Annotated in this window: 10 protein-coding genes; 8 read left to right on the forward strand and 2 right to left on the reverse strand. The window is 71.8% G+C overall.

Going from position 1 to position 11787, the window contains the following annotated elements; genetic code table 11:
* Positions 1–307 precede the first annotated feature (307 nt).
* From ACZ4V6_RS28735 to ACZ4V6_RS28770, 8 genes are all read left to right on the forward strand, one after another.
* Entirely contained in the window at positions 308–4183 is a 3876-nt protein-coding gene (locus ACZ4V6_RS28735; RefSeq protein ID WP_467833117.1) for a sensor histidine kinase, read from the forward strand.
* 9 nt (positions 4184–4192) lie between these two features.
* The gene (locus tag ACZ4V6_RS28740) at positions 4193–4606 is read left to right on the forward strand and encodes a roadblock/LC7 domain-containing protein (protein ID WP_003993189.1); all 414 of its coding nucleotides are present in this window, start codon (positions 4193–4195) and stop codon (positions 4604–4606) included.
* 111 nt (positions 4607–4717) lie between these two features.
* Positions 4718–5116 (forward strand): DUF742 domain-containing protein, encoded by a 399-nt coding sequence (locus tag ACZ4V6_RS28745; protein WP_077801851.1) that lies wholly within the window; start codon positions 4718–4720, stop codon positions 5114–5116.
* On the forward strand, positions 5097–5672 hold the full coding sequence (locus ACZ4V6_RS28750; RefSeq protein WP_403522441.1) for a GTP-binding protein: 576 nt from the start codon (positions 5097–5099) through the stop codon (positions 5670–5672). The genes ACZ4V6_RS28745 and ACZ4V6_RS28750 overlap by 20 nt, the downstream gene beginning before the upstream one ends.
* A gap of 402 nt (positions 5673–6074) precedes the next feature.
* Entirely contained in the window at positions 6075–9332 is a 3258-nt protein-coding gene (locus tag ACZ4V6_RS28755; protein WP_467833122.1) for a sensor histidine kinase, read from the forward strand.
* Between the two features lie 10 nt (positions 9333–9342).
* Positions 9343–9756: a roadblock/LC7 domain-containing protein gene (locus ACZ4V6_RS28760; protein ID WP_004983065.1), complete on the forward strand. Its 414-nt coding sequence runs from the start codon at positions 9343–9345 to the stop codon at positions 9754–9756.
* A gap of 94 nt (positions 9757–9850) precedes the next feature.
* Positions 9851–10423, forward strand: coding sequence for a DUF742 domain-containing protein (locus tag ACZ4V6_RS28765; protein WP_467833125.1), 573 nt, complete (start codon positions 9851–9853; stop codon positions 10421–10423).
* Positions 10404–10985 carry a GTP-binding protein gene (locus tag ACZ4V6_RS28770; protein ID WP_026243582.1) on the forward strand — a complete coding sequence of 194 codons (582 nt, stop codon included), beginning with the start codon at positions 10404–10406 and terminating at the stop codon, positions 10983–10985. The genes ACZ4V6_RS28765 and ACZ4V6_RS28770 overlap by 20 nt, the downstream gene beginning before the upstream one ends.
* 274 nt (positions 10986–11259) lie before the next feature.
* On the opposite strand, the gene ACZ4V6_RS28775 is transcribed toward ACZ4V6_RS28770, so the two are convergent.
* Positions 11260–11457, reverse strand: coding sequence for an acyl-CoA carboxylase epsilon subunit (locus tag ACZ4V6_RS28775; protein ID WP_467833130.1), 198 nt, complete (start codon positions 11455–11457; stop codon positions 11260–11262).
* Between the two features lie 17 nt (positions 11458–11474).
* A partial coding sequence (locus tag ACZ4V6_RS28780; protein ID WP_467833132.1) for a carboxyl transferase domain-containing protein occupies positions 11475–11787 on the reverse strand: 313 nt, incomplete at its 5' end.

Raw genomic sequence — 11787 nt, forward strand, 5'->3', positions numbered from 1 at the left:
ACGTCCGCTTTGCGGGTGATCGTTTTCTACCGCCCGTGAGCCGCTCCTCACGTGCTGTCATCTCTGCCCCGGCCTGACCCACGGGCCTTGTTGGAGATCCTGCACTGTGCTGGAATTCCACGGACCGCCGCAGGATCGAGCCGACGCACAGGGGGCGCACCACAGCGCCGAGCGGCGGCACGAAGGGGGAACCAGCGCCGGTCACTCACGACCACCACGGGGGCGTAATTCAGGGCGCCCCTATGACGCCGACACCGTGCTCAGCCGTTCACGCGGCCGGGTGCCTGGTCCAGAGGTTGCGACGCTAGTGCAGGGACGTTTCAAGAGGGATGGCAGCGCTTCGGCGGAGCCGGAGCCGCACGGCGGGAATGGCCCCAGGGCCGTCGGCTCCTCGCCCCAGCACGCCCAGAACCCGGGTCAGGCCCGGGCCGACGGCAGCGCCGACCGCTCCGGGCTCCCCGGCCAGGGAGCGGATCCGTCGGCTCCCGGCCAGAAGCCGCCCGCGAAGCCGGCCACGGGCCCGACCGGCCCGGGCCCGCGCATCGCCCTGCGCAACTGGCGGATCTCCACCCGCCTCGTGTCGCTGCTCGCCCTCCCGGTGGTCGCGGCCACCTCGCTGGGCGCGCTGCGCATCAACGAGTCGATGGACAGCATCCAGCAGCTCGACAACATGAAGCTGCTGACGGAGATGACCAAGCAGGCCACCGAGCTGGCCGCCGCGCTCCAGGAGGAGCGCGACCAGTCCGCCGGTCCCCTGGCGCACGGCTCGACGTCCAGCGCGATCGCCGTCAAGGGCGACCGGGAGAAGACCGACCGGGCGCTGAAGAACTTCCTCGACCAGTCCGAGGAGATCGACGCCGCCAGCAAGGACGGCAACCTCGTCGGTGTCCGCGACAGCCTCGTCGGCCTCGCGAGCGATCTGAACGACCTGAACAAGATCCGCAACACCGCGTACACGTCCAAGAAGAACTCGACGCAGACCGTCGAGGCGTACCACCGCCTGATCACCAACCTGCTCGACCTCTCGCAGGACATGGCGGAGGCGACCAGCAACCCCGAGATGATCCAGCGCACGCGCGCCCTGGCCGCCTTCTCCTCGGCCAAGGAGTACGCGTCCATCCAGCGTGCGGTCCTCGCGGCGGCCCTTCCGGCGAGCAACACCAGCAAGGGCGAGCTCTCCGAGAACGACCGGCTCTACGCGCAGTCCGCGCTGCAGAGCCAGACGTCCGAGCTCCGCAGCTTCAGCAGCATCTACGGCGACGGCGCCGAGGACCTCCTCAAGCCGATCTCCCAGGGCAACCCGGTGATCGAGTCGTCCGACGAGTACGCCGGCCGTGCCTTCAGCCGGATCAACGGCCTGGCCGACCTGGACGAACGGTCGTACCAGGACTGGCTGGACGACAGTTCCACCAAGATCCAGCAGATGAAGAACATCGAGCTGCGCCTGCTGGAGGACATGGAGCAGAAGGCCCGCGAGCTGCGCAGCGAGTCCGAACAGGAGGCGATCGTCTCCGGTGTGCTCATCCTGCTCGTGCTCGGTGTCTCGCTGGTCGGCGCGTTCGTCGTGGCCCGGTCCATGATCCGCTCGCTGCGCCGCCTGGAGGAGACCGCGACCAAGGTCGCCCAGGACCGCCTGCCCGAGCTGGTCAAGCAGCTGTCCGAGACCGACCCGCAGGACGTGGACACCTCGGTCGAGTCGGTCGGTGTGCACTCCCGGGACGAGATCGGCCGGGTGGCCGCGGCCTTCGACGACGTGCACCGCGAGGCGGTCCGCCTCGCCGCCGAGCAGGCCCTGCTGCGGGGCAACGTCAACGCGATGTTCACCAACCTCTCGCGCCGTTCCCAGGGCCTCATCCAGCGTCAGCTCTCGCTCATCTCCGAACTGGAGTCGCGCGAGGCCGACCCGGACCAGCTGTCCTCGCTGTTCAAGCTCGACCACCTCGCGACGCGCATGCGCCGTAACGGCGAGAACCTCCTCGTCCTCGCCGGTGAGGAGCCCGGCCGCCGCTGGACCCGCCCGGTCCCGCTGGTCGACGTGCTCCGCGCCGCCGCGTCCGAGGTGGAGCAGTACGAGCGCATCGAGCTGGCCTCCGTGCCGACCACCGAGGTCGCCGGCCGCGTGGTCAACGACCTCGTGCACCTGCTCGCCGAGCTGCTCGAGAACGCGACCTCCTTCTCCTCGCCGCAGACGAAGGTCAAGGTCACCGGTCACGCGCTGCCCGACGGCCGCGTCCTGATCGAGATCCACGACACCGGCATCGGCCTCTCCCCCGAGGACCTCGCGGCGATCAACGAGCGGCTCGCCTCGCCGCCGACCGTGGACGTCTCGGTCTCCCGCCGCATGGGTCTGTTCGTGGTCGGCCGCCTCTCGCAGCGCCACGGCATCCGCATCCAGCTGCGTCCGTCCGACTCCGGTGGTACGACCGCACTGGTCATGCTGCCCGTCGACGTCGCCCAGGGCGGCCGCAAGCCGCAGCCCAAGCCGGGCCAGCCGGGCACGGGCGGCGGCGGTCCGGCCGCGGCCCAGGCCGCGGCGGGCGCCGCGGCCGCGCGGCGCGGCGGGCAGGGCGGCGGCGCGCTCGGCCAGGGCGGCGGCGCCTTCGGCGGTGGTGGTGCCTTCGGCGGTGGCGGCGGTGCCCTCGGCGGCGGTGCGCAGGCCGGTGGCCGGCTCGCCGCGGGTCAGGGACCGCGGGCCGCGCTTCCCGGCCGGGACAACGGCGGCCGTCCGGGTGCGCCCGGCGGCGCGCGCGGACCCCAGGGCCCCGCGGGACCGGACCAGCAGGGCCGCCCGGCCCCGGCCGGCGCGGGTGCCGGTCAGGCGCCCGGCGCTCCGCAGGGTCTGCAGGCCGCGGGCATGAACGCCCCGCAGGGCCAGGACGCCTTCGGCGGCCGTGCCCCGGTGCCGCCGCAGCGCGGCAAGCGCAAGAACAAGGGCAACGGCGACGCCGAGCAGGGCCGTCGTCCGCAGCTGCCGCCGCGCGGCGGCCCGCGGGCCGAGCTGCCCGGCGGCGACCCGCAGCCGCGCGTGCCCAGCTGGAGCGACGAGAACGCGCAGCCGCCCGTGCCCCGTGCCTCGCTGGACACCCCGCGCGGCCACGAGGAGCCGGACCCGTCCCGGACGGACCGGGCGTCGCGCTTCGGTGACCATCAGGGTCCCGGCGCGACCGCCGAGATACCGGTGATCCCGCGGCACGACGAGCCGCAGGGCCCGGGCACCACGGCGGAGTTCGCCCGCCCGGACTTCGACGCCCCGGCCCCGCGCCGGGACGACGCGCAGACCACGGGCCGCTTCGACCGGCCCGCCGCGGCCCCGTACGGCCACGACGGCGTGAACGCCCCGCAGGGCGACCAGTTCGCGCAGCCCGGGCCGGCCGCCCCGCAGCACGAGGGCGGGCCGTTCGTCCGTCCGGACGTGTACGGCGCGCAGCCCGGCCACCAGGGGCCGAACGACCCGGCCACGACCGGCCGGTTCCCCGGCGCCCAGGCGTACGGCGACGGCTCGACCGGGCAGCACCGCCTGCCGGACCGGCAGGACCCGGCCGTCACCGGCCAGTTCGAGCGTCCGCAGGCCGACGTCGCCCGCGCGGGCGACGACTTCGGCGCCCCGCGTCCGCCGGCCCCGCAGCAGCACCCCGCCCAGCAGGAGCGTCCCGCGCAGCAGGAGCCCGGGCACGCGGCCCCGGCCCAGCAGCGGCCGGCCGACGGATGGGCCCTGCCGCCCGCCTCCGGTCCCGGCGACGGACGCACGCCGCTGTACGACACTCTGGAGACCAACTGGTTCCACGGCGAGCGCCAGGAGCGGGCGGAGAACCACGCCCCCGCGCCCACGCCCGCCCCGGAACCGCAGGCCCAGACCCAGACCCCGGCGGCCCCCCAGCGGCCCGCCGGCTCCGCCTGGCGCAGCTCGCCGAACGACGATCTCGTCCGGCAGGCCGAACGCGTCCGGCAGCCCGCGGCCGGCGGTGTCACCACCTCCGGCCTGCCCCGCCGGGTGCCCCGGGCCAACCTCGTCCCGGGCACGGCTCAGCAGCAACAGCACCAGAACGGTCCGCAGGTCTCGCGCGCGCCCGACGACGTGCGCGGCCGGCTGACCAATCTCCGTCGGGGGATCGCACAGGGCCGTCAGGCCGGTACCAACCAGACCGGCAGCTATCCGCGGCCCACTCACCAGCAGGAGCGTTAGTTGAGCCCGATGAGCCAGGCGGCACAGAACCTCAACTGGTTGATCACGAATTTCGTGGACAACACCCCGGGGGTGTCCCACACCGTCGTCGTGTCCGCCGACGGACTCCTTCTGGCGATGTCGGAAGGCTTCCCGCGCGACCGCGCCGACCAGCTCGCGGCGGTCGCCTCGGGGCTGACCTCGCTGACCGCCGGAGCGTCCCGGATCTTCGAGGGCGGCAGCGTGGCCCAGACGGTCGTGGAGATGGAACGCGGGTTCCTCTTCCTCATGTCCGTCTCGGACGGCTCGTCCCTGGCCGTTCTCGCGCACCCGGAGTGCGACATCGGCCTCGTCGGCTACGAGATGGCGCTGCTGGTCGACCGCGCGGGCGCGGTCCTCACCCCGGACCTGCGCGCCGAACTGCAAGGCAGTCTGCTTCACTGATCGGCCCCGGCACCACCCGTCTCACCAAATCACCGTCCGGCCGCCACAATCCCCCCACCGGCCCCGTCAGACGGCACGACTGACCGACCTGCTGTCCCGCCCGGAGGATCCATGACCCCGCCCACCGCCTCTCATGATCCGTACGCGGAGCCGTACGAGGACGAGGGCGACCAGCCGCTGGTACGTCCGTACGCGATGACCGGCGGCCGGACGAGGCCGCGCTACCAGCTCGCCATCGAGGCGCTGATCAGCACCACGGCCGACCCCGCAGTGCTCATGGGGCTGCTGCCCGAGCACCAGCGCATCTGCCACCTGTGCCGCGAGGTGAAGTCGGTGGCGGAGGTGTCGGCACTGCTGGCCATGCCGCTGGGTGTGGCCAGGATCCTGGTCGCGGACCTCGCCGAGGCCGGGCTCGTCGCCGTCCACCAGCCGGGCGGCGACGAGAACAACGGCGGCGCGCCGGACGTGACACTGCTCGAAAGGGTGCTCAGTGGACTTCGCAAGCTCTGACGGAGGCCGGGCGACCACCTCCGCGAAGATCGTGGTGGCCGGTGGCTTCGGCGTGGGCAAGACCACGTTCGTGGGCGCCGTCTCGGAGATCAACCCGCTGCGCACCGAGGCCGTGATGACCTCCGCCAGCGCCGGGATCGACGACCTCACGCACACCGGGGGCAAGACGACCACGACGGTCGCCATGGACTTCGGCCGCATCACGCTCGACCAGGACCTGATCCTCTACCTGTTCGGCACGCCCGGTCAGGACCGCTTCTGGTTCATGTGGGACGACCTGGTGCGCGGCGCCATCGGCGCCGTCGTCCTGTGCGACACCCGCCGGCTGGCCGACTGCTTCCCGGCCGTCGACTACTTCGAGAACAGCGGCCTGCCGTTCGTCGTCGCGCTCAACGGCTTCGACGGGCAGCAGCCGTACACCCCGGACGAGGTGCGCGAGGCGCTGCAGATCGGCCCCGACACGCCGATCATCACCACCGACGCCCGGCACCGGGCCGACGCCAAGAGCGCGCTGATCACACTGGTGGAGCACGCGCTGATGGCACGGCTGAGGTAGGTCCCGCGGCCGAGAAGATCCAAGTCGACAAGAAGCCACGGCAGTTGCCGTGGGCGCACCGGAGCCGGCTGTGTCCTTCGACACGGTCGACTCCGGTGTTCATAACGTTTCGGCAGAGGAATCGGGTGGTACCGCCACAGCTCGCGGTCGATCGGTGTCGCTGCGCGCACGAACGTCCCGTCTTTTGACGGGCCTCGCTCTTTATGACCGTTTTATCTGGGGCTTACCTCACGTGTGCCCCCCTCGTTCCACTGTTTGGAAGAGCGCAGGCCGTCGTGCTGGAATGCGAGAACTGCCCATGGTCAAAGACGTACTCATCAGTAGCACGTGCACGACGGCGAACTGGGCGCTGATACACAGCGGCACGACGTAGGTGCCGACCGCCGAGAGGTTGTTGGTCGAGTGAGGCGAAGCAAGAACAGTCCCGAGCCATCGGCCCGGGGCAACTTCACCCCGCCGCAGCGCGCAGCGGCACCCGCCCCCGCGCCCGCGTCGAAGCCCACGGCCGCACCCACTGCGAGCGGCGGCCGTCTCTCCCCGCGCAACTGGCGGGTGACCACCCGGCTGAACGCGATCCTGCTCATACCCGTGCTGGTCGGCCTCGTCATGGGCGGCTTCCAGGTGAAGAGCTCGATCGACACCTGGCAGGACGCCAAGGACGCCAGGAACACCGCGCGCCTGGTGCGCGCCTCCCTCGGCTACGCCAACGCCCTCTACAACGAGCGCGACCTCACCGCCGCGCCGCTGCTCCAGGGCAAGGGCGAGAAGGACGAGACCGTCGCCAAGGCCCGCCGGGCCACCGACGAGGCCGCCGACGCCTTCGACGAGGCCGCGCAGGACATGCCGGGCAAGGCCGGTCTGGAACGCCGGCTGAAGGTCTTCCGCGAGCAGGAGCCCAAGCTCCAGACGCTGCGCGCGACCGCCTACACCTCCAAGCTCAAGGGCGTGGAGACCGAGGAGGGCTACACCGGGATCGCCCACCCCCTGATGGAGTTCGCCAACGAGCTCGGTCTGGGCACCGGCAACATCACCTCCTACGGCCGTACCGTCTACGCGATCTCCCTGACCAAGGCCGCGCTCTCGCTGGAGCGCTCCATCGGCATGCACATGCTGGTCAAGCCGGGTCCGGAGCCGGGCCACCTGGCCAGCCAGCGCGTCGCCCTCTCCTCGTACGCCTACCTCGAGCGCATCGCCGTCGAGGAGTACATCGGCGGCGGCACCGAGGCGGACGCGCAGAAGCTCGAGGACGCCGAGGCGAAGCTCAAGGAGGACGGCGCGGCCATGGCCAAGGAGGCCAAGGCCAAGGACCCGGACTACGTGCCGCCGCCGGCCAACCCGACCACCATGATCTCCGAGCTGGCCGGACTGGACTCCACGGACGCCGGTGCCCGCGCCGAGCTGGCCGGGCAGGGCATCACCCCGGAGAACTGGTGGGCGGTCAACACCCTCAAGTTCGACGCCTACAGCAAGATCGAGTCGGACCTGGCCGACAAGGCGGTGGCCGAGGCCTCCGCCATCGCCGAAGACGCCGAGCAGGACGCCTACATCACCGGCGCCGTGGTCGTGATCGCGCTGCTCGCCGCGTTCATCCTGGCCGGCATGGTGGCCCGCCAGATGAGCCGCTCCATGCGCCAGCTGCGCAACGCCGCCTTCGGCATCGCCGAGCAGCGGCTGCCGATGCTGGTCGACCAGCTCTCCCGCACCGACCCCGGCCGGGTCGACACCCGGGTGGCCCCGATCCCGATCAGCTCGACCGACGAGATCGGCGAAGTCGCCCGCGCCTTCGACCAGGTGCACCGCGAGGCGGTCCGGCTCGCCTCCGAGCAGGCCCTGCTGCGGGGCAACATCAACGCGATCTTCACCAACCTCTCGCGCCGCAACCAGTCGCTGATCGAGGGCCAGCTGAGCCTGATCACCGATCTGGAGAACAACGAGGCCGACCCCGACCAGCTGGAGAACCTCTTCCGGCTGGACCACCTCGCCACCCGCATGCGCCGCAACGGCGAGAACCTCCTGGTCCTCGCCGGCGAGGAGCCCGGCCGCCGCTGGGACCAGCCGGTCCCGCTGGTGGACGTGCTGCGCGCCGCCTCCTCCGAGGTGGAGCAGTACGAGCGCATCGAGCTGCAGGGCGTCCCGGAGGCCGAGATCCACGGCCGGGCCGTGACCGACCTCGTGCACCTGCTCGCCGAGCTCCTCGAGAACGCCACCACGTTCTCCTCGCCCCAGACCAAGGTCCGCGTCACCGCGACCCGGCTGCCCGACGGCCGCGTGATGGTCGAGATCCACGACAAGGGCATCGGCCTGACCGCCGAGGACTTCGCGGACATCAACCACAAGCTGGCCAACCCGCCGACCGTGGACGCCGCGATCTCCCAGCGCATGGGCCTGTTCGTGGTCGGCCGGCTGTCCGACCGGCACGGCATCCGCGTCCAGCTGCGGCCCTCCGGCGAGCAGGCGGGCACCACCTCGCTGGTCATGCTGCCGGACGCCATCACGCACGGCGGTGGCGGCGAGCAGCAGGTGCAGCGCGACGAGTTCACCGTCTCGCAGATCATCCCCGAGCAGAACTTCCAGACCGAGGGTTTCGGCCAGGTCGGCCAGCCCATGCGGACCGCCGCGGAGCTGGGCTTCGACGACAGCCGCTACACCGAGGTCCCCGACGACATCCGCGAGCTCGACCCCGTCGGCCGCTCCCTGATGCGCGAGGAGCGCCGTGCGGCCCTGGAGGCCCAGGCGCAGCCCGAGCTGCCCGGCCCGGCGGACCCCGACGGCCACGAGAGCGCGGAGACGGCCGGCTACCAGGACCAGTTCACCGGGCAGCAGCCGGTCTACGGCCAGGGCCAGGGCGGGTACCAGGAGCAGCCGACCGGCACGTACGGCCAGCAGTCGGCCTACGCCGACCAGCAGCAGGCGTACGCGGAGCCGCAGCAGGCGTCGTACGAGGAGCAGTACTACGCGCCGAACGGCGGCCTGCCCCAGGGCGACGGCTACGCGCCGAACGGCGGTTACGCGGAGCCGGGCCCGAACGGGCACCAGCCGGCCGGATCCGGCGCCCAGGAGACCTACTCGGCCTTCGAGCAGCGGCGTCACCAGGACGACTGGCCCCAGCAGGACGGTTACCAGAACGGCTACCAGGACCAGTACGCTGCGGATGCTCCCGGGGCCGAGTCCGCGCAGGCCGCTGACGTGGCCGACGCGGACCGCGTAGGCTTCGACCGTCCGGGTCCGGCTTCCTCCGCCGCCCACGACCTCACCGACGCCGGCCTTCCGCGCCGCGGTTCCTCCGCGGGCGGCCCGGACGACGCGAGGCGCGTGGACCAGGAGGCACCGGCTCCGGCGGCGGGCGGCTCCGGCGACTGGCGCTCGGCCAACGACGAGCGCTGGCAGCAGGCCTCACAGCTGCGCAAGCCCAAGGCGGGCGGAGTGACCTCCTCCGGTCTGCCGCGGCGGGTCCCCAAGGCCAACCTGGTCGAGGGCGCCGCCGAATCCACTCCCCAGGGGGGCCCGCAGGTCTCCCGCGCCCCGGAGGACGTCCGGGGCAGGCTGAGCAACCTGCGGCGCGGCGTCGAACGGGGCCGCACCGCAGGCAGTGAAACGAACGGCCAGGACACAAGGAATGAACACCGTGGTCCTGACAGCACCTACAACCAGGAGCGTTAGTGTGAGCCCGATGAGCCAGGCGGCACAGAACCTGAACTGGTTGATCACCAACTTCGTGGACAACACCCCGGGGGTGTCCCACACGGTGGTGGTCTCCGCCGACGGACTCCTTCTGGCGATGTCCGAAGGGTTCCCGCGCGACCGCGCCGACCAGCTCGCGGCCGTCGCCTCCGGTCTGACCTCGCTGACCGCCGGCGCCTCGCGCATCTTCGAGGGCGGCAGCGTGAACCAGACGGTTGTGGAGATGGAGCGGGGATTCCTCTTCATCATGTCCATCTCCGACGGTTCCTCGCTCGCGGTCCTCGCCCACCCGGAGGCGGACATCGGCCTCATTGGGTACGAGATGGCCCTTCTGGTGGACCGTGCCGGCACGGTCCTGACCCCGGATCTGCGTGCCGAGCTCCAGGGGAGCCTTCTCAACTGAAGGACAGACGGTGCGTTTTGGCGTCCCGTGGCCGTAAAGTTTCGGGACGCGGCTTCCCAGTGTTGGATGCCAGGCACAGTCGGAGGAGGAGAAAGTGGCAACACCCCCAGGTGGTCCGTCTGCGGGCAACTGGTCGTACGGCCCTGCACAGGGGCAGAACGACGGCTCGGCGAACGGATACGGCTTTCCCTCCGCGCCGAGCCACCGGCAGCCGTACGTACCGCAGGGCCCCGGTCCTTCGCCGTACGAACAGCCGCACGGTCCGCGCATCCAGCCCGTGCAGCCGCAGCGCCGCACCCCTGAGCCGGCGCCCGCGGGGGCGTCGAACAACCCTCTGGTGCGTCCGTACGCCATGACGGGCGGCCGCACCAGGCCGCGGTACCAGCTCGCCATCGAGGCACTGGTGCACACCACCGCGCAGCCGCACCAGATGCAGGGCCAGCTGCCCGAGCATCAGCGGATCTGCAACCTCTGCCGGGAGATCAAGTCGGTGGCCGAGATCTCGGCCCTGCTGACGATCCCTCTCGGCGTGGCCAGGATCCTCGTCGCCGACTTGGCGGAGGCGGGCCTGGTCGCCATCCATCAGCCCGGCGGCGACGAGAACGCCGGCGGCCAGCCAGACGTGACACTGCTCGAAAGGGTGCTCAGTGGACTTCGCAAGCTCTAGCGGAGGGCCTTCCCGCTCCACCACGTCCGCGAAGATCGTGGTGGCGGGCGGTTTCGGCGTGGGCAAGACCACGTTCGTCGGCGCCGTCTCGGAGATCAACCCGCTGCGCACAGAGGCCGTGATGACGTCCGCGTCCGCGGGTATCGACGACCTCACCCACACCGGGGACAAGACGACCACGACGGTCGCCATGGACTTCGGCCGCATCACGCTCGACCAGGACCTGATCCTCTACCTGTTCGGCACGCCCGGTCAGGACCGCTTCTGGTTCATGTGGGACGACCTGGTGCGCGGCGCCATCGGCGCGGTCGTGCTGGTCGACACGAGGCGCCTGGCCGACTGCTTCCCGGCCGTCGACTACTTCGAGAACAGCGGCCTGCCGTTCGTCATCGCCCTGAACGGCTTCGACGGGCAGCAGCCGTACAACCCGGACGAGGTCCGGGAGGCGCTGCAGATCGGCCCCGACACGCCGATCATCACGACGGACGCACGCCACCGGGCCGACGCGAAGTCGACGCTGATCACTCTCGTGGAGCACGCCCTGATGGCCCGCCTGCGCTAGCGCTCCGCCCAGGCCTGCGGGCACCCGTGCCTCAAGGACCTGGGAGGTGCCCCCAGGGGCGGCACGAGTAAGCGCGGGCGGCGCCCCGTTGCGCCGGGTTGCGACACGCCCCCTGCGGCCACCGGGCTGCGGGGGGCTGTCTCGTCGCCGGATGCGGATGCTCCGTGGCTGGTCGCCCAGTTCCCCGCGCCCCTGGGGGAGTCGTCCCTGAGGACGTTGAGCAGAGGACACGCGAAGAGGCCCCCTCCTGGTGGAGGGGGCCTCTTCGTCGTGGTCAGCGCCAGCTGTGCGGGGCGCGGAAGCCCGGCTCGCGCTCCAGGCGGCGCCAGCCCGCGCGGACGCGGCCGCCGCCGTGGGGCGAGGCGATCTCGGCGGGGCGGGCGGCCGCACGGGCCAGCAGGAGGGCCGTGATGGCGGCGACTTCCTCGGGCCCGGCGTGGCCCTTCTCGACGCGGATGTCGGGAGTGGACATGGGAGTGGCTCCTCGGATCACTGCGGCGGGTTGCCGTGCTTGCGGGAGGGCAGGTCGGCGTGCTTGGTCTGGAGCATCGCCAGGGAACCGATGAGGACCTCGCGGGTCTCGGCGGGGTCGATGACGTCGTCCACGAGGCCGCGCTCGGCCGCGTAGTAGGGGTGCATCAGCTCGGCCTTGTACTCCTTGACCATGCGGGCCCGCGTGGCCTCGGGGTCCTCCGCGTCGGCGATCTGGCGGCGGAAGATGACGTTGGCGGCGCCCTCGGCGCCCATCACGGCGATCTCGTTGGTGGGCCAGGCGTAGGTGAGGTCGGCGCCGATGGACTGG

The sequence above is a fragment of the Streptomyces sp. NPDC029152 genome, from assembly GCF_055564355.1.

Excerpts from the sequence above, each read along its gene's own strand:
- ACZ4V6_RS28740 (WP_003993189.1), top strand. The coding sequence starts at position 4,193 with ATGAGCCAGGCGGCACAGAACCTCAACTGGTTGATCACGAATTTCGTG.
- ACZ4V6_RS28745 (WP_077801851.1), top strand. The coding sequence starts at position 4,718 with ATGACCCCGCCCACCGCCTCTCATGATCCGTACGCGGAGCCGTACGAG.
- ACZ4V6_RS28760 (WP_004983065.1), top strand. The coding sequence starts at position 9,343 with ATGAGCCAGGCGGCACAGAACCTGAACTGGTTGATCACCAACTTCGTG.
- ACZ4V6_RS28775 (WP_467833130.1), bottom strand. The coding sequence starts at position 11,457 with ATGTCCACTCCCGACATCCGCGTCGAGAAGGGCCACGCCGGGCCCGAG.